The sequence below is a fragment of the Burkholderia sp. PU8-34 genome, assembly GCF_053427725.1.
In genome coordinates this window covers 1-16,487 of record NZ_JBSAXC010000018.1, presented here as the reverse complement: position 1 = coordinate 16,487, position 16,487 = coordinate 1, and the positions used below count along the sequence as shown (strand labels likewise).

Annotated in this window: 18 protein-coding genes; 6 read left to right on the top strand and 12 right to left on the bottom strand. The window is 65.4% G+C overall.

The features are described 5' to 3' along the window. Window positions 1-72: 72 nt before the first annotated feature. The 5 genes from ACV22Z_RS29825 (at window position 73) to ACV22Z_RS29805 (ending at window position 5,812) form a co-directional block, all read left to right on the top strand. On the top strand, window positions 73-1,830 hold the full coding sequence (locus tag ACV22Z_RS29825; protein ID WP_448079942.1) for an FAD-dependent oxidoreductase: 1,758 nt from the start codon (window positions 73-75) through the stop codon (window positions 1,828-1,830). Next, window positions 1,817-2,428: an NIPSNAP family protein gene (locus ACV22Z_RS29820; RefSeq protein WP_448079846.1), complete on the top strand. Its 612-nt coding sequence runs from the start codon at window positions 1,817-1,819 to the stop codon at window positions 2,426-2,428. The genes ACV22Z_RS29825 and ACV22Z_RS29820 overlap by 14 nt, the downstream gene beginning before the upstream one ends. Window positions 2,429-2,472: 44 nt before the next feature. Beyond that, window positions 2,473-3,306 carry a sugar phosphate isomerase/epimerase family protein gene (locus tag ACV22Z_RS29815; RefSeq protein WP_448079845.1) on the top strand — a complete coding sequence of 278 codons (834 nt, stop codon included), beginning with the start codon at window positions 2,473-2,475 and terminating at the stop codon, window positions 3,304-3,306. Between the two features lie 114 nt (window positions 3,307-3,420). Continuing rightward, a complete protein-coding gene (locus ACV22Z_RS29810) occupies window positions 3,421-4,827 on the top strand; it encodes an MFS transporter (protein ID WP_448079844.1) in 1,407 nt (468 codons plus the stop codon). 121 nt (window positions 4,828-4,948) lie between these two features. Beyond that, the gene (locus ACV22Z_RS29805) at window positions 4,949-5,812 is read left to right on the top strand and encodes an IclR family transcriptional regulator (RefSeq protein WP_448079843.1); all 864 of its coding nucleotides are present in this window, start codon (window positions 4,949-4,951) and stop codon (window positions 5,810-5,812) included. Between the two features lie 182 nt (window positions 5,813-5,994). Here the strand turns inward: ACV22Z_RS29805 and ACV22Z_RS29800 are convergent, their stop codons facing one another. From ACV22Z_RS29800 to ACV22Z_RS29755, 10 genes are all read right to left on the bottom strand, one after another. Next, on the bottom strand, window positions 5,995-7,296 hold the full coding sequence (locus ACV22Z_RS29800; protein ID WP_448079842.1) for a type II toxin-antitoxin system HipA family toxin: 1,302 nt from the start codon (window positions 7,294-7,296) through the stop codon (window positions 5,995-5,997). Beyond that, window positions 7,293-7,637: a helix-turn-helix transcriptional regulator gene (locus ACV22Z_RS29795; RefSeq protein ID WP_448079841.1), complete on the bottom strand. Its 345-nt coding sequence runs from the start codon at window positions 7,635-7,637 to the stop codon at window positions 7,293-7,295. Before ACV22Z_RS29795 ends, ACV22Z_RS29800 begins: the two co-directional genes overlap by 4 nt. Before the next feature lie 337 nt (window positions 7,638-7,974). Beyond that, window positions 7,975-8,112 carry a hypothetical protein gene (locus ACV22Z_RS29790; protein ID WP_448079840.1) on the bottom strand — a complete coding sequence of 46 codons (138 nt, stop codon included), beginning with the start codon at window positions 8,110-8,112 and terminating at the stop codon, window positions 7,975-7,977. Next, window positions 8,109-9,230 (bottom strand): alkene reductase, encoded by a 1,122-nt coding sequence (locus tag ACV22Z_RS29785; protein WP_448079839.1) that lies wholly within the window; start codon window positions 9,228-9,230, stop codon window positions 8,109-8,111. Before ACV22Z_RS29785 ends, ACV22Z_RS29790 begins: the two co-directional genes overlap by 4 nt. A gap of 147 nt (window positions 9,231-9,377) precedes the next feature. After that, entirely contained in the window at window positions 9,378-10,100 is a 723-nt protein-coding gene (locus tag ACV22Z_RS29780; RefSeq protein WP_448079838.1) for a hypothetical protein, read from the bottom strand. A gap of 36 nt (window positions 10,101-10,136) precedes the next feature. Next, window positions 10,137-10,541: a nuclear transport factor 2 family protein gene (locus ACV22Z_RS29775; protein ID WP_448079837.1), complete on the bottom strand. Its 405-nt coding sequence runs from the start codon at window positions 10,539-10,541 to the stop codon at window positions 10,137-10,139. 149 nt (window positions 10,542-10,690) lie between these two features. Then, complete coding sequence (locus ACV22Z_RS29770; protein ID WP_448079836.1) at window positions 10,691-11,452, bottom strand: SDR family oxidoreductase; 762 nt, start codon at window positions 11,450-11,452, stop codon at window positions 10,691-10,693. A 31-nt stretch (window positions 11,453-11,483) separates the two neighbouring features. Beyond that, window positions 11,484-11,981 (bottom strand): DUF3237 domain-containing protein, encoded by a 498-nt coding sequence (locus ACV22Z_RS29765; RefSeq protein WP_448079835.1) that lies wholly within the window; start codon window positions 11,979-11,981, stop codon window positions 11,484-11,486. 43 nt (window positions 11,982-12,024) lie between these two features. After that, window positions 12,025-12,798 (bottom strand): alpha/beta hydrolase, encoded by a 774-nt coding sequence (locus tag ACV22Z_RS29760; protein WP_448079834.1) that lies wholly within the window; start codon window positions 12,796-12,798, stop codon window positions 12,025-12,027. A gap of 165 nt (window positions 12,799-12,963) precedes the next feature. Continuing rightward, the gene (locus ACV22Z_RS29755; protein WP_448079941.1) at window positions 12,964-13,968 is read right to left on the bottom strand and encodes a LysR substrate-binding domain-containing protein; all 1,005 of its coding nucleotides are present in this window, start codon (window positions 13,966-13,968) and stop codon (window positions 12,964-12,966) included. Between the two features lie 310 nt (window positions 13,969-14,278). On the opposite strand from ACV22Z_RS29755, the gene ACV22Z_RS29750 reads away from it, so the two are divergent. After that, window positions 14,279-14,833: a hypothetical protein gene (locus tag ACV22Z_RS29750; protein WP_448079833.1), complete on the top strand. Its 555-nt coding sequence runs from the start codon at window positions 14,279-14,281 to the stop codon at window positions 14,831-14,833. A 221-nt stretch (window positions 14,834-15,054) separates the two neighbouring features. On the opposite strand, the gene ACV22Z_RS29745 is transcribed toward ACV22Z_RS29750, so the two are convergent. Continuing rightward, the gene (locus ACV22Z_RS29745; RefSeq protein WP_448079832.1) at window positions 15,055-15,633 is read right to left on the bottom strand and encodes an elongation factor P; all 579 of its coding nucleotides are present in this window, start codon (window positions 15,631-15,633) and stop codon (window positions 15,055-15,057) included. Window positions 15,634-15,853: 220 nt separating this feature from the next. Beyond that, on the bottom strand, window positions 15,854-16,267 hold the full coding sequence (locus ACV22Z_RS29740; RefSeq protein WP_448079831.1) for a PPC domain-containing DNA-binding protein: 414 nt from the start codon (window positions 16,265-16,267) through the stop codon (window positions 15,854-15,856). Window positions 16,268-16,487 lie beyond the last annotated feature (220 nt).

Sequence of the window (16,487 nt, the reverse complement as noted above, 5' to 3'; positions counted from 1 at the left end):
GAAAGAAGATTCCATAAACGTCGCAACTGCATCGCATTCGACGTTGGAGACATTGAACGGGCGATACCGAACATGAAACGTGAACCGATACTCGATTGCGACGTGCTGGTGCTGGGTTCCGGCGCGGGTGGGCTCGCGGCGGCGGTGACGGCGGCCGTGCAGGGCCTGCGCGTGATCGTCGCGGAGAAGGAAGCCGTGTTCGGCGGCACGACCGCGTGGTCGGGCGGATGGATGTGGATTCCGCGCAATCCGCTCGCGACGCGCGCGGGGATTCGCGAAGGCATCGATGCGCCGCGTGCTTATCTGAAGAATGAGCTGGGCGCGCAGTTCGATGCCGCGAAGGCCGATGCGCTGCTCGAACGCGGGCCGGAGATGGTCGAATTCTTCGAGCGGCATACGGCGGTGCGCTTCGTCGACGGCAACCGCATTCCCGACTTTCATACCACGCCGGGCGCTGGCAAGGGCGGGCGCTCGGTCTGTGCGATGCCGTTCGACGGCCGCGAACTGGGCCCGCTGATCGACAAGCTGCGCGAGCCGCTGTCGGTCACGACGATCAAGGGCATGGCGCTCGCTTCCGGCCAGGATCTCGCGCATTTCTATCGGGCGACGCGATCGTTGAAATCGGCGCTGCATGTCGGCCGCCGGCTCGCCGCGTTTGCGTGGCACAAGCTGCGTTACGGGCGTTCGATGCATCTCGTCAACGGGAATGCGCTCGTTGCCCGCCTGCTGAAATCGGCGGCCGATTGCGGCGTCGATCTGCGCACGCACGCGAAAGCGATCGGCCTGATGCGCGATGCCGCGCGCGTGACGGGTGCGCGCGTGGAGATCGCCGGCGTCGTGCACGAGGTGCGCGCGGCGCGCGGCGTCGTGCTCGCTTGCGGCGGCTTTCCGCACGATCCGGTGCGGCGCGCGCAGACCTTCGCGTATACGCCGTCGGGGCGCGAGCACTGGTCGGCGGCGCCGCTCTGCAATACGGGCGACGGGATCCGGCTCGGCGAATCGATCGGCGCGCATTTCGATGATTCGCTCGACGCGCCGGCCGCGTGGGCGCCCGTCTCGCTCGTGCCGCAATCCGGTGGCACCGCCGTCGCGTTTCCGCATCTGATCGAGCGCGCGAAGCCGGGCGTGATCGCCGTGACGCGCGCGGGCAAGCGCTTCGTGAACGAGGCGTCGTCGTATCACGACTTCATCGCCGCGCTGCTGGATACGACGCCCGCCGGCGATGAAGTCTGCGCATGGCTGGTATGCGACCATCGTTTTCAGCGGCGCTACGGGCTGGGCTTCTCGAAGCCGTTTCCGTTCCCGGCCGGCGCGTACCGGCGTTCCGGCTATCTCAAGCGCGGCGCCACGCTCGATGCGCTCGCGCGCGAATGCGGGATCGATGGCGAGGCGCTCGCGGGTACGGTCGCGGCATACAACCAGTACGCGAAGCAGGGCACCGATCCGGAATTCCACAAGGGCTCGACACCCTACAACCGCGTGCAGGGCGACGCCGAACATCGTCCGAACCCCTGCCTCGCGCCAATTGAATCGGGGCCGTTCTACGCGGTGAAGCTCCTGCCGGGCAGCCTCGGCACGTTCGCGGGCCTTGCCACCGACCGCGATGCCCGCGTGCGCGACCGCGCCGGCCGCGCGATCGCGGGCCTCTACGCGGTGGGCAACGATGCAGCCAGCATGATGGGCGGCTGTTATCCGAGCGGCGGCATCACGCTCGGGCCTGCAATGACCTTCGGCTATCTCGCCGGGCTTTCTCTCGCCAACGCCGCGCCGGACACCGCGTGCGCGTCGGCATCGACTCGTCCTCAAGGAAAATGCAATGACACTGTATGACGTCGTGACGCTCACGGTGAAGATCGGCGCGAACGCGCAAGTCTTCGAAGGAATCAACGCAAGCGGCGACCCGCAGGGCGGCAGGCTGCTGGGCTGCTGGTACTCGGACATCGGCACGTTGGGCCAGGTGCTCGTGTTGCGCGGCTACGAATCGGAGGCCGCGCTCGTCGCCGAGCGCAAGCGGATGCTGCTCGAAGGCAATCCGTTCGGCTGCGGCGAGTGCATCGTCGACGTGAAGACGGCCAGCTACGCGCTGTTCCCTTTCCTGCCGCCGATCGAACCAGCCGTGCATGGCGGCATCTATGAGATGCGCGTGTATGGCACGAAGCTCGGCAGCCTGCAGCACACGATCGACGTGTGGGAACAGGCCGTGCCGGAGCGCACAAAGCGCTCGCCGCTGGTCGGCGCGATGTACGCGCTCGACGGCGACGTGCCGCACTTTCTCAACATCTGGCCGTATGCGAGCGTGGACGAGCGATCGCGCATTCGCGCCGAAGCGGTCAAGGACGGCATCTGGCCGCCGAAGGGCGGCCCTGCCCATCTGACGACGATGGCCTCGACGATTTGCGTGCCCGCGCCGTTCTCGCCGTTGCGCTGAACATCACATGACGCGCGCCGCGCGATGACGATCAAGGAGATGGTATGACCCAGCCTCAACCCCGCCCGCTGTCGCTGTCGGCGCTGACCGTGCTCGAGCTGAGCCCGCCGCAGATGGTGCAGTGCGCGGTCGACGCGTGCTACGACTACGTCGGCCTGCGCCTGTTGCCGGCCACCGACACCGAGATTCGCCACGAGATCATCGGCGACACGCCGCTCAAGCGCGAAACGCTGGCGATCCTGCGCGATACGGGCATGCGCGTGCTCGACGTCGAGATCGCGCGCCTGAAGCCAGACACCGACGTGACGCGCTACTTGCCGATGCTCGAAACGGCAGCGGAACTCGGCGCGCGCTATGTGCTCGTGGCCGGCAACGATCCCGACGAAGCGCGCACCGCCGACCGGCTCGGCCGGCTGTGCGATCTCGCCGCGCCGCTCGGCCTGTCGCCATCGCTGGAGCCGATGCCGTGGACCGACGTGAAGGACATCGACGCCGGCGCGCGCATCGTCGACGCATGCGGCCGGCGCAACACCGGGCTGATCGTCGATCCGATCCACTTCGATCGCGCGGGATCGTCGCCCGACGCGCTGCGTGCGTTGCCGCACGCGTACTTCGGCTACGTGCAGTTCTGCGACGCGCCGGCCGAGCGCCCGACCGACGTCGACACACTGCTGTTCCAGGCGCGCTGCGAACGTATGGTGCCGGGCGAGGGCGGCCTCGACCTGACGGGCATCCTGCGCGCACTGCCCGCTCACCTGCCGGTCAGCGTCGAGGTGCCGAACGAGCGATGGGCGAAGACGACGTCCGCCGTGGCACGCGCCCGCCGCCTGCGCGAAGCGACGCTTGCCGTGATCGAGGCGGCGGCCGTGCCGGCCTGATCGCACGTCGGCCGGTATGGCGGCATAACAGGCCCGATCCGTTCCAGGCGTCACGCCGGCGCGAGGATCGGGCATCCAGCAAGACAACAAGAACAACAACCCGGAGACAGACACATGACTTCCTCGCAGACGGCCTCGCGGCCGAAACGCATTCATCAGGATCACGAAGCGAGACGTGCGCGGCCGCTCGATGTCCAGCACTTCCTCGACACGCAGCCGGTGGGCCGCTTCCAGTGGCTCGTTCTGCTGTTGTGCATGTTGATCGTGATGCTCGACGGACTCGACACGGTGATGATCGGCTTTATCGCGCCGTCGATATCCAGCGCGTGGGCGATACCGCGCGACGCGCTCGGCCCGGTGATGAGCGGCGGCCTGCTCGGCCTCGCGTTCGGCGCGCTCGCTGCCGGCCCGATGTCCGATCGCTTCGGTCGCAAGACGGTGATGGTCAGCGCCGTGCTGTTCTTCGGGCTGTGGAGCGTTGCGTCGGCGTTTGCGACCGGCGTGGCGTCGCTGACGCTGCTGCGCTTCCTGACGGGCATCGGCCTTGGCGCGTCGATGCCGAACGCGGCTACGCTGATGGCCGAATACGCGCCGCCGCGGCGCCGCGCGCTGATGGTGACGGCGGTGTTCTGCGGCTTCACCTTCGGTGCGGCGGGCGGCGGCTTCGTGAGCGCGTGGCTGATCGAAACGTGGGGCTGGCATTCGGTCCTGCTGCTCGGCGGCGTGTTGCCGGTCGCCTACGTCCCGGTGCTCGTCAAGTGGCTGCCCGAGTCCGCGCGTTACCTCGCGCTGCAGGAGAGCCGGCGCGCACGCCTCGTCGGTGTGCTGAACCGTGTGCAGCCCGGCACCGCCGACGGTCGGACGCGATTCGTTTCGCACGAACCGGCACGCGACGCGCGCAGCCCCGTGCGCGCGATCCTGTCGCGCGAGCACGCGTTCGGCACGGTGATGCTGTGGATCTGCTACTTCGCGGGCCTGCTCACCGTCTATCTGCTCGGCAACTGGCTGCCGACGCTGATTCGCGGCCTCGGTTTCTCGCTGGCCGAAGCGGCGGTCGTGGGCGCATTGTTCCAGGCGGGCGGCACGGTCGGCTCCGTGCTGATCGGCTGGCAGATGGATCGCTTCAACCCGCACCGCGCACTCGGCGTGACCGTGCTCGCGGGCGGCGTGCTCGCCTGGTTCATGGGCGCATCGGCACACCCGTTCAGCGTGATCTGCGTGCTGGCGCTCGGCATCGGCTATTGCATGAACGGCTCGAACACCGGTTTTTGTGCGCTCGCGGCCGGTTCCTATCCAACCGAGATGCGGGCGACCGGGACGAGCTGGATGCTCGGCGTCGGTCGCTTCGGCGGCATTGCGGGTGCGATGCTGGGGGCGGCCATGCTCCATGCGAACTGGAGCTTCGGCCAGGTCTTCGCGGCGCTCGCGGTGCCGGCGGCCGTGGGCGGCGCGGCGGTGCTCCTCAAGGGCGCGCGCCACCGGGGAACGTTCGTGCCCGTGAGCGTGAATGCCGGTCATTGAACGCGGGCGCGGGGCGACAGGCGGCGTGCCGGAGCATGGCGGCGCGTCGCGCGAATCCGCTTGAATTCCAGTGTGGAATTGTGTTCTCATTTGCCCATCACGATACGGATGGGAAGGCGCCATGGCAGGAAATCTCGAGCGTGCGCTCGCAGTGCTGGAATTGCTGGCAAAGAACGGCGGCCGCATGCCGCTGGCCACCATTGCCGATACGCTCGACATTCCTCGCAGCGGCACGCATCGCCTGCTGTCGATGCTGATCGACGAAGGATTCGTGCGGCAGGACGAGGAACACGGCGAGTACATGCTGGCGCTGAAGCTGGTCTCGCTCGCGCTGATCTATCTGTCGACGAGCGGGATGTTCGACATTTCCCAGCCGGTGCTCGACCGCCTGGCCGAGGCGTCCGGTGAACTGGCGCGGCTCGGCGTGGTCGAGGACGATCGCATCACGTTCGTCGGCAAGGCGCAGGGCGCGAAATCGGGGCTGCGTTACGACCCGGACATGGGCAGCCAGCCGCCGCTGCATTGCACCGCGAGCGGCCAGGCGTGGCTCGCGACGCTGCCTGATGAACGCGCGATCGAACTCGTTTCGAAGCAGGGCGGGCTCAGCTCCAAAGCGCAGAACGTGCCGCGCGCGCCGAAGACGATCCAGCATTTCCTGAAAGACCTGAACGGCGCGCGCGAGCGCGGCTACGGGATGGCGATCGAGACTTACGAGGTCGGCATGGCATCGATCGCGGCGGTGGTGCGCAATCCGGTAACGGGCACCGTGGTTGGCATCGTGAGCCTCGCCGGCCCGACGAGTCGGCTGCCGGAATCCCGGCTCAAGGAGCTTGCGCCGCTGCTGCTCGAGGCGGCCTCCGACATGGGCGCGGCCACGCTGGGTTCTCAGTGGTTCAAGCGCGCGCCCGCGGGGGGCGCGGCGACGGAATCGACACCGGTCACCGCAACGAAATCAACGACGCGCGGCCGGTCTGCAAAGCGGTAGTATCCCGAGGCGCGTGGGGCTGGCTCGTCCGACCGGATGCATGAGCATCGAGATTTGCTGGCGACAGCGGCGCAGCAGCACGCACCCTTTCGGCGCGCAAGCGGGCGTACGCTGGTGTGCCTCCGCACGCAAGGGGGAGGCTGTCGAGGGCGTTCGACTCCGCTTGCGCGAACTGACGGCAGCTATGCGAGCAAGCCAGCTGCGACGCGCATCTGCTCGTTCTCGAACGCTGGCGCAAAGGCATCGAGGTCGTCGTCGGTCATACCGATTGGCGCAGATTTCGCAATCGCTCTCCAGTTCTGGACCGCCGCGCGTACCTCAGCGAGCACGCGCATTGCATCGTCCCTTGACAGCCAGAAATACGAGGCTATGCGCAGCACGTCCGCAATGGAATCGACGGGCCCGGAATCCCCGGTGAGCCACAACTTCAGCTCAGGATCCTTGTCTGGAAAGGGGTTGATGTCGAAAGCCGGCGCGAGCCGCCATTGACCGTGCTCAACGTGCAGGAATCCGTGATTCTGCACGTGGTCATCTACGTTCGTGATGAGCAGGTTGAACGCCAGTCGACGCCACAGCTCCTCAAGGTCACGCGCCGGGTTCACGCAACGCGTCATGATGACGTCGGCAATCTGCGTGTAGGCGTGGTCGTCTGCACGCGATGCCTGCAGCATGGAACCGGCAGAGAGATACGGAATGCGTCCGCCGGCGGCACGGTCGAACCGACGCACGAGCGCGACCGGGATGTCATCCGACATGACGATGCGCGACTCGGCGACAGTGATGCCGGCCGCCGCGGCCAGGTGAAGGGCCAGCACCTCGCCGCGTGTGACGCTGCGGTCGTCCTTGATGCTCGGAAATTTTCCGATGGCCAGGTGTCGGTCTTCGTCGAGTATCGTGCACTTGGGCCGCATGCCGCCGAGCGAGGTACCGCGCCCGCGCAGGTACTTCAGATCAGCCTCTGTCTCCTTGTTCATCTCCACCGCGCGCGTGGCGCCGATGATCTGCGCCAGTTCGAGCAGCGGCGGCGTGCCGCGGCCACCATCCTCGATCGTGCGCATGAAGTTACCCGCCTCGTCAGTCAGGCGCAGCGCGCCGATACGGCTCAGATCGTCCACGCCCAGCAGGTAATCCATCTCGGTCAGCGTCGCGCCGGGCGCGCGGTTGCCTGCTGCCTGGGCCGCCTTGCGCCGTTTCGCATGATCGCGCGCAATCACGCGGCAGCCCCAGCCATCCGGCTCGGTGTCCGCAAACGCGAAGTGGAAAATCGAATCGTCCTTCGACGGCGCCTTGCGGAACTGGTGTCCCTCGACGAGCGCGAGGTCGGGCGACAACTCGAAGCGGTCCGGCGCCGCGAGCCACGCAGCGTCGTAGGCAAACGCCGTGAATTCGCGTCCGCCGTCCTTGCTGTAGGTGAGCGTGCCGACTGGTCGCGCCGCCTCGCCCAGCGCGACCTTGACGGTCTGTTTTGCCGCCGGCTTGCTCATAAGGCTCCCGAGTCTGCTTTGATGCGCTTCCTGCGTACGCGCTGGGGCAGTTGCTCGTTCATCAGGGACAGGCCGATATCGTCGGACGCCGTATCGAGCAGTCGGGTGATTTTGTCCAGTTCGCCGAGGACGAAGAATGCCTGCGCGATGGTCCCAATCGAGATGCCAGTGTCACCGCGCTCCATTCGACGCACCGTGGCCTCGGAAATCCGCAGACGCTCGGCCATCGATTCTTGCGTCAGATGGCGCCGCCTGCGCGCCAGCGCCAAGTCTGTACCAAGCTTTTTGAGGGCGCGCGTGACCGGGGTCGGCAACGACTCGCCTGGGCGTTTACCAATCATATTTGATCGGTTATTGGGCTTTAGGTTACTCATTTGAGCGGTTACGGCCTCGTTTTCGAGGTGATGACATTCTCACGCCGCGCACGCGGCCTGTCAAGACGGACGGCGAATTACCGTTCATATTTGATCGGTTATCCCGTAATACCGATCAAATATGAGCGGTAATGTTCGTCTGATCAAAAATGCCGCTGAATCAGCAGCCGGAGGTTTGCAAGGGCCGGCGCGGCCAGCGGCGCGAACCCGGCAGACAGGAAAATTGGATCGTGCTCGAGCAGCTGCTCGAGCGCGTGCCGCCGGCGTTGCGGAATGCGTCGGACGGGGTGTCCGGATTCCGTCGCTACTCGCGGGCAATGCTCCGGTCGTACCGCAGCAGCCGCGCCTCGTCGGCCGCGAGGATGGCAAGGTCTGCATCCAGAAAGAGCTGCCCCGCGCGGCGGGCGTCGCCATCCGCGTGAATGGCGTGGCGCCAAGTCATGCCGGCAAAGCCTCAAAGGCCGGATAGTCGGTGTAGCCCTCCGCAGTCGGGCCATAGACCTTCGGCCAGTCGACTTCCGCAAGCGGCGCATCGATGGCGAAGCGCGCCGGCAGATCCGGATTGGCAATGAAAGGGCGACCGAAGGCGACCATATCGACCAGCCCCGCCTCGATCAGCCGATTGCCGCGTGCACGGTCGATATCGACATTGGCGATGATGTGGCCGCGATAGGTGTTCCGGAAATGGCGGAACATGCCGTCGCCGGCCAGGGCTGCCAGCGGCGTCGCCGACAGGTCGGCCATGGCGCCCATCAGCAGCAGATGGGAAAGATCGAAGTCGTTGAGTCGGCCGATCACGTATTCGGACGTGGCAAGGGTTTCATCCGTCGACACGAACGCCCCCGTTTCGGATGTCGCCGGCCCCGTCTTGATTCCCGTCCGGTGTGCGCCGATTGCGTCGGCCACCGTCTCGAGAACCTCGAACAGAAAGCGTGCGCGGTTCTCCGTCGAACCGCCATATTCGTCCGTGCGCAGGTTGGTGCGTACGTTGAGGAACTGGTTGAACAGGTAGTGGTACCCGCCCTGGATCTGCACGCCGTCGAAGCCGGCCGCGATCGCGTTGCGTGCTGCCCGGCCAAAATCGGCGACGGTGCGACGGATGTCGTCCCTTTCCATCGGACGCGGAACGACGGTGTCCTTGCGGCCGGACACGGTGACGCTCTGCTGATCAGGGTTGACCGCGGAAGCGGACAGCGGTGCGTTTCCGCCGTGGAAATCCGGATGCCCGAGTGAACCGGTATGCCAGAGTTGCGCGACGATCCGTCCGCCCGCACGGTGCACGGCATCCGTCACCACGCTCCAGCCACGCACCTGCGCGTCGCTCCACAATCCGGGCACGTCTGCCCAGCCGACCGCCTCGGGGCTCACGAACACGCCTTCACTGACAATCAGTCCGGCCGACGCGCGTTGTGCATAGTAGTCGGCATGCAGGCGGGTCGGGGCCTGCTCCGGATTGGCGGCGCGCATGCGTGTGAGCGGCGCCATGACGATGCGGTTGGACAAGTCGAGGTTGCCCAGGCGAATCGGCTCGAGCAAGGGCTGGTTGCTTGGTTTGTTCACGAACATTTCCTGCGAAGTTTGAAGGATGTACCGCGGGTGGCCTCTACGGGCACGCTCCGTCGAAGGAGGCGCCGGCCGCCATGCACTCGCCGGATCTCCCGACACGCGTTGCCTTGTCGGCACGAGGATCGGGTCCGACGCGCGGTGCTATTCAGTGTGGAAATCGATACTGCGAAAATCGATCGACACCAGCAATGGCTCGTCGACCCTTTGTGCTGCATCGTCGTAAGCAAAGACCCGGCGCGACATCGGCACCATGACGCCGCATATGCTGCGGTAGTCGGACGCATAGTTGGCGCCTCGCGCGCCGCCCATCACGTCCACCGTGTAGTCGTGACGGCGCAGCAGCCCGTCTTCACCGAAGTAGGAAATCTGCTCGCGCGAGTGACTGGCGATCGAATCCGGGAACGTAACCTTCAGGCGTCGCCACACTTCGCCCTTCTCCTTCCATTCGGGTAGTTCCTCCGTATGGAAACCGGGGAGCGTGTAGAGAAACGGAATGGTCAGGTAGGTCCAGAGTGCGTAGCCGGTAAAGTACAGCGCATGCAGGCGGTCCCATCGGGTTTCCTGGGTATGGCCTCGATACGACGTTCTCGGTGCGCTTCGCTCGTCGGTGGCACGGGCGTCCGCCGAGGCGATGCGCACGACGTCCGGCGCGAACGTGCCGTGCCAGCCGCCAGCCGGCGAATTGATCGCGACGTGCTGGTGCCGCAGGTCGGCAGCCAGTTCGATACCCTGGAACATATCGGGCTGGCCTTTCAGGTGCCAGACGGCTCCGCCGATATCGAGTACCGCCGACACGCGGCGGAGCTTCGCCCAGTTGTCGATTCCGCCATGCGCCAGCACGGCCTGCGCGAGTAGTGTGCTCATTGTGTGTTCCTCGTGTGGAGCGGCGTTTCGCGGCTGTCACCGTTCGCCGGCGAACGTATCGCCGAACATCGGATAGCCGCCGGCGGATTCGTCGCGCTTCGCTTCGTCCTGCAGAACGTCCCAGTGCTCGACGAGCTTGCCGTCCTCGATGCGCACGATATCCACACCGATCAACGCGGTGGGGCTTGCCGAATCGGTGTAACGGGTATGCAACCAGACGAAGTCGCCTTGGGCGGCCACCCTGTCGTACTCGAATCGCACGTCGGGAAGCGTGCGCACGAGGCCGAAAAGTCCGTCTCGTCCGGCAGGAACGATGCGACTGTGCTGCACGTAGGATTCGGACCAGAACCGGGCCGCCTTTTCGTAATCCTTCTTGTTGAACAGCGTGTCGAGCGCCTCGAGAACGAGGGCGATGTTCTGCTCTTCAAGTGTTGTTGCCATGACATGAACTCCAATGGTTGAGGGTGTCGCGTCACCCGTTCGGGATTCGCTGCCGGTCGGGAACGACGGTCACGCGCGACACCGGCGGTTGACCGAGAGGCTTCATCAGGACGTCGTCGCGCGCCACGGACACGTGGTGCGCGCGGCCCTCATGCGACGGGAATCGGGTTGTCGACGATGAACTGGTTGAACTGTTCGACGAACGCATGCTCGTTGGGCCCCACGTTGTCGCGCAGCGGCTTGGCCGCATCGACGACAACCTCGGTCGTCGCGGCTTCCAGCAGCTTCATCGTCTCGGCGATGAACGCGTCGAGCGGCATCGCGCGCGGGTCGCCGCTCTTGTGAACGAGATCCGTGTCGACCCAGGGCGGCGCGATCTCGAGCACGCGCACGCTCGTATTGCGCAGCGCGAAGCGTTGCGACAGCGTGTACGAGTGGATCGCGGCTTTGGTCGCCGAGTACAGCGCGGTTGCTGCGAGCGGCACATACGCAAGCACCGAACTGTTGTTGATGAGGGTCGACTCGGGCTGCCGCTTCAGATGCTCGACGAACGCGGCGCTCACGCGTACCGGGCCGAGCAGGTTCGTGTCGACGAGATGCACGGCCTGGGCGTCGTCGAGCGGGCCGCCGGCGTCGTCGAACGGCATGATGCCCGCGTTGTTGATCACGACGTTCAACGTCGGATAGCGTTCGATCAGTTGCGTGGCGACTTCGCGAATCTGTTCGGCATTGCCGATATCGAGTTCGACGGTGTCGATGCCGGGATGCTGTTTCGCGATCTCGTCGAGCAGCGCCTTGCGGCGCCCCGCGACGATGACCTTGTTGCCGCGCTGGTGAAAGGCTTCCGCCAGTGCGCGGCCGATGCCCGACGTGCCGCCGGTGATGAATACGGTGTTTCCGGTGAGTTTCATGATGAGCTTTCCTTGTTTGGCAGGAGGTGGGTCAGAGCACTTCGAACAGGCTGTAAACGGGGCCGTCGCGAAAGCGATGGCCCGTGCCGACGGCGACGATGCGATTGAGCCAGTCGTAGCGGCCGGCAGGTGCCTCGAACGTCGGTGCGATGCGAAAGTAGTAGTGCGCGGGGTCGACGTCTTCGCCTTTTTCGAGGCGGCGGATGACATCGGGCGGCCCATGGCGTACGCCGCCATATCGCATCGTGATTGCCGTACCGTCATCGGTATGCAGGACGAGCCGCACGTCCAGCGTGACGCTGCCGTCGTTCCTGACGACCTGCCAATCGCTGCTCCCGTCGATCACGCGGCCAGCCATCCTTTCGCCTTCGAAGCGTCCCGAAGGCACAATGCCGATCCTGCGGAACGGGCCAGGCGTCGCGCCTACGACGACGAGCGGCTTCACGTCGAGTGCCATGACGAACAGCGGGCGCGTGCGCACCGTCTGCAGGACGTCCGGCAGCGCATCGAATGCGGGAAGCGGGTTCATGTCGGGTAGCTCCTGGAAATGTCTTGATCGGTGATCGCAGCCGTCAGCCGCCTGCGAGATGCCGTTGGAGAAATCCGCCGGCCGCGAGCAGGGCGGGTGCGTGCGTCGCGATGCCGGCGCGCGTCGTGTTCGCGTAGCGGGCGCATTCCGTGGGGATGCCCGCGGCGATCAGCGACGCGGCGTAATGTTCGGCTTCGACATGCAGCGGGTCATGCTCGACGCTGGCAATGAACGCCGCCGGCAAATGGGCAAGGCGGCGCGATTCGAGCGGCGCGGCGTACGGATGGACGCGTTGCGCGAGCGTGGGCAGATAGGCGCGGTAGCTGGCCGCCAGCGTGTCGATGCCGGATGCGGCATGCGTCGTGTCGCGACCGATGCGGGTCATGCTGGGGTCGAGCAGCGGCGCGAGCAGCACTTGGGCCCGGATGCCTGCGTCGCCACGGTCGCGCGCGATGGCGGCAACGCAGGTGGCGATATTCCCGCCGGCATCGTGGCCGGCAAGAGCCATCTGCCGCTTGTCCGCGCACACACCGCCGGCTTCCGACCGGGCCCACTGCAATGCGCGATGCGCGTCTTCCACGGCAGTCGGAAAGGGGAACGCAGGCGCGAGCGAGTAGCCGACGGAGAGCACCCACGCGCGTACGTGCAGCGCGAGCGCCTCGCACACCGCGTTCGTCTCGTCGAGCGAGCCGGCGGTGAACAGGCCACCGTGGAAATAGAGGATGATCGAGAGCCGGTGCTTCCGTGCCGACGGCCTGAAGCTGCGCATCGCAATCGGCTGGCTGTAGCCGTTGATGCGAACTTCTTCGATCAGCAAACTCGAATGGGAAACGGTAGACATACCATCCAACGCGCAGCGTTCTCGCTTACAGGAACAATGCACGAATTCTGGTCGTTACCCCCGGGCGGATAAATCCTGGGCTCGCCCCAACAGTGTTCTCCTCAAGAGAACAATGCTTCGTCCTTTACCGGCGGGGCTTGCTTACGCGATCGGCTCCGCTTCGTCGCCGGCAAGGTCGATCACGTCGCCGTCCTGGGCCTCGATGCTCGTCGGGCGGCATCGCGCATCCGTCTCAGGGGTGCTGGACATCAACGGGTTGGTGCGAAAGAGTTCGGCGATCCAGTCGACGAACGTGCGCACCGTCGCGGAGAGATGCCGATTGTGCGGATAGACTGCGGAAATGGGCAGCGGCGGCGGTTTCCATTGCGAAAGCACCTCGACCAGCGCGCCCGATTCGAGGTACGGCAGCGCCATGAAGCGGGCACCCTGGACGATGCCGAGACCATTCAGCGCGCCGCGCAAATAGGCTTCCGCGTCGTTCACCGCGATGGAGCCGCGCATCTTCACGTCGACCATCCTGCCGTCGATTTCAAACGTGAGCGGCATGATCCGGCCCGTGCGCCCAAAGTAGTAGTTCACCGTACGGTGATTCGCGAGCTCGTCCAGCGTGAGCGGGGCGCCCGACTGACGGAGATACTCGGGGCTCGCGACGGTGACGGCCTGATAGATGCCGACGCGCCGTGCGACGAGCGACGAATCCTGCAAGGTGCCGATGCGCACCACGCAGTCGATGCCTTCCTGCACGAGATCCAGCGGCTTGTCGCCGAGGCCGAGCATCAGGTCGATTTCAGGATAACGCTCGTGAAAGTCGCTCAGCGCCGGCATGACGATGAGGCGACCGAGTGCGCCGGGCATGTCCACCCGCAACTTGCCGCGCGGCGATCGCTCCTTGCCGAGGAACGAGCTTTCGATGTCGTCGATGTCCGCGAGGACGCGCACGCATCGCTCGTAATAGGCCGCGCCGTCCGCCGTGAGGTTCAGGCTGCGCGTGGTGCGCTGCAGCAGGCGTGTTTTCAGGTGCGCTTCGAGGCTCTGGACGATCACGGTCACGCGTCCCCGCGTCAGGTCCAGCGTGTCGGCCGTGCGCGTGAAGCTCTTCGTTTCCACGACGCGGGCGAATACTCTCATGGCCAGCACGATATCCATTGTCCACACCTCGTCATAACCGCGCGTTGACAATGCAGACGGCCCCCGACGCGCGTCAGGCGCGTGGGAGGCCAGAAACATGGCGTGGCCGGAGAGGCGCCGGCCGACGTTGCGGCGCACCGTTTCGACGCGGTCCCGAGACCGTCACGCCCAGCGGGCAGTCTAAACCGCGGCGGCCGATGCCGCCAACCGCCGGCGGGGACAGGCGTTACCCGATTGCGGATCCGGCAGAGGCATCCAGTTCGATTCATGTCTTCGCCCGACGAGGCGTCTAGAATCACAGTCCGGACTGATGCATGAAGAGGGATTCATGAAAGACGCATTCGAACGCCGTGCACTGCTGTTACACCTCGGCGACGTACTCGAGGCCATCGAACGGTTGGCGGCAGGCGGCGAGGGCGAGCGCAAGACGCTGCACCAGTTGATCGCGGCGAACGAGGCGCTCGCCGGCCTCCCGCTGCTGCAACAGGTGTCGCAGCAGATGACGCTGCACGAGTTCGTTCAGCGTGCAAGCGCGGCCTTCAGCACTTGGCCGCGAGCATTGCTCGAGCCCGAACTGAACCGCGAACATCTTGCCGCGATGGTCCAGCGGAATCTGTTCGCGGCTAACACAGCGGGGTGGCGCGCCTATGTCAGGGAATTGAAACCGGAGGTGGCGTGGTTCGGCGACGGGCTGCCAGCGGAGGGTGCAGCCGCAGAAACGCGCGCCGACCCGTGTGACATGGGAGCAGAAGATGCGCGCGTGGCTGAGCCCACAGTCGTTGGCGACGTCGAGCGTGGCGAAGCGTCCGCGATGAATGAGCGGGAGAGCGTCGAAGGCGGCGGGCCCTTTTATCCGTCGTGGCCATGGAAGTCGGCGACATGACGGATTGAACGGCGAGCCGCCACGTTGCGGTGGGGCTCGATCTGACGCGCGAAAGCGGAGCTGGCCGATTTATTGTCACGCGGGCGGTAATTCGAGCAACGATCTCACTCGCGAGCGCCTGCCACTCACGAGAGCGCGTCGAAAATTATGAGGGACTCAATGCGCCCCGACAGCGCGCGACACAGCCAGATCAGCCGCCGGCAGGACGAGAAATGTTGCAGTCATGGCTTACGGGTCTCTCGTCTCACCCGTTCCAGATATTTTCCAGAGGCGACTTCGATTCGCACCGTGTCCCCTTCCTTTATGAACTGAGGAACAAGCACTTCCATGCCGTTCTCGAGGGTGGCAGCCTTGAAGGTGGAGGTTTCATGCTCGTGCAGGCCCGGCGGCGTGGACACGACGCTCAACTCGACCGCAGGCGGAAATGCAATGGTGACGGGCTCGCCCTCATAGAGCTGCACCGGGATTCGCATATTGGGCTGAAGAAACTTTTTGTATGCGCCGATGGTTTCCGACGGAAAACTGATCTGTTCGAAGGTATCGGGATTCATGAAGTAGAACGCGACACCATCCGTGTACAGATATTCCATATCCTTGCGATCGAGCGCGTAGTCTTCGAGCTTGTCGCTCGGGTGTAGCCGCAGCTCCTTGATGTGCCCGGTCTTCAGGCTCTTGACCCTGGCAAAGACCGCGCTACCCTGCTGGCCGCCCCCAGCGTGGTACCCGGCGCTGACGATACTGTGAAGTTCGTTTTCCAGCATGACGACCATGCCCGACTTCAGTCCGGAAGCTTCGACCATGTGCTTGTCTCCGCCTGGCCAGCAAGATGACGCTTTCAGCCTAGCACTGCAGCGGACCGCCAACAACAACCGGCCGACCGCAACAGCGACAAACCCATTCAGGCGAATCTGAACAGGCTTTACCTCAGACTAAAGAAGAAGCATCCGGTTTCGCGGGTTGCACCGGCGGTACCTTGAAGCCTGCGGCGACACGCGATGTGTACAGTGCCGGATCCGCGGTTCAAGCCGGATTCGCGCGTGGCTCGGCCTGGATCACCAGCTCCATGAACCCGGTACTCGGGTCGAGCTGCCGGGAGAAGCGATATTCGGGAAGCAGCGCGAGCATCAGCTCGGCAGTGGTGCGGACCCTGCACCCTTGAGCGACATGGCCACCGAATACCTGACCGCGCGCGTCGGCAACGGACATGTGCAGGTGTGCGCCATCAGGCGATATCGAACCCGCAAGGGTCAGTATTTCGAGGTCGCCGCGCAGCTCGGTCGGGGCAGCGGCTCCGGCAAATCGCAAATGGGCGACGCTGAGGCTCCCGACGCCCTGGATGACGAAGGCCGCGCGCAACTCGCGCTGGCGCAGGACGTCCTCGACAGCGGCGCGCAAGTCATCGCCGGGAGAAAGGCGCAAAGGTTGAACTTGCATGCTCGTTTATGGGGCGAGGTTCCTGCACAGGATAAGTTCGCACAAGGGCGCCGGCAAGCGCCGTTGCAGTCTGGAAGTGGCCAGTGGTTCCACGTCGGGCCGCGCGGCAGAAGTGGGTGGCGAATTCAGCGGGTGTGCAGGTCTCTGGAGCGGGGCGTCGAAAGAGGACGCCCCCGCCTGGGCTCAGCGCTCGAGGAAGGGCCTCAACTTGTCCGCGCGA

Bases quoted from the DNA above. Each gene is read 5' to 3' on its own strand.
- ACV22Z_RS29825 (WP_448079942.1), top strand. From the start codon at position 73: ATGAAACGTGAACCGATACTCGATTGCGACGTGCTGGTGCTGGGTTCC.
- ACV22Z_RS29820 (WP_448079846.1), top strand. From the start codon at position 1,817: ATGACACTGTATGACGTCGTGACGCTCACGGTGAAGATCGGCGCGAAC.
- ACV22Z_RS29815 (WP_448079845.1), top strand. From the start codon at position 2,473: ATGACCCAGCCTCAACCCCGCCCGCTGTCGCTGTCGGCGCTGACCGTG.
- ACV22Z_RS29810 (WP_448079844.1), top strand. From the start codon at position 3,421: ATGACTTCCTCGCAGACGGCCTCGCGGCCGAAACGCATTCATCAGGAT.
- ACV22Z_RS29805 (WP_448079843.1), top strand. From the start codon at position 4,949: ATGGCAGGAAATCTCGAGCGTGCGCTCGCAGTGCTGGAATTGCTGGCA.
- ACV22Z_RS29800 (WP_448079842.1), bottom strand. From the start codon at position 7,296: ATGAGCAAGCCGGCGGCAAAACAGACCGTCAAGGTCGCGCTGGGCGAG.
- ACV22Z_RS29795 (WP_448079841.1), bottom strand. From the start codon at position 7,637: ATGATTGGTAAACGCCCAGGCGAGTCGTTGCCGACCCCGGTCACGCGC.
- ACV22Z_RS29790 (WP_448079840.1), bottom strand. From the start codon at position 8,112: ATGACTTGGCGCCACGCCATTCACGCGGATGGCGACGCCCGCCGCGCG.
- ACV22Z_RS29780 (WP_448079838.1), bottom strand. From the start codon at position 10,100: ATGAGCACACTACTCGCGCAGGCCGTGCTGGCGCATGGCGGAATCGAC.
- ACV22Z_RS29775 (WP_448079837.1), bottom strand. From the start codon at position 10,541: ATGGCAACAACACTTGAAGAGCAGAACATCGCCCTCGTTCTCGAGGCG.
- ACV22Z_RS29770 (WP_448079836.1), bottom strand. From the start codon at position 11,452: ATGAAACTCACCGGAAACACCGTATTCATCACCGGCGGCACGTCGGGC.
- ACV22Z_RS29765 (WP_448079835.1), bottom strand. From the start codon at position 11,981: ATGAACCCGCTTCCCGCATTCGATGCGCTGCCGGACGTCCTGCAGACG.
- ACV22Z_RS29755 (WP_448079941.1), bottom strand. From the start codon at position 13,968: ATGGATATCGTGCTGGCCATGAGAGTATTCGCCCGCGTCGTGGAAACG.
- ACV22Z_RS29750 (WP_448079833.1), top strand. From the start codon at position 14,279: ATGAAAGACGCATTCGAACGCCGTGCACTGCTGTTACACCTCGGCGAC.
- ACV22Z_RS29745 (WP_448079832.1), bottom strand. From the start codon at position 15,633: ATGGTCGAAGCTTCCGGACTGAAGTCGGGCATGGTCGTCATGCTGGAA.
- ACV22Z_RS29740 (WP_448079831.1), bottom strand. From the start codon at position 16,267: ATGCAAGTTCAACCTTTGCGCCTTTCTCCCGGCGATGACTTGCGCGCC.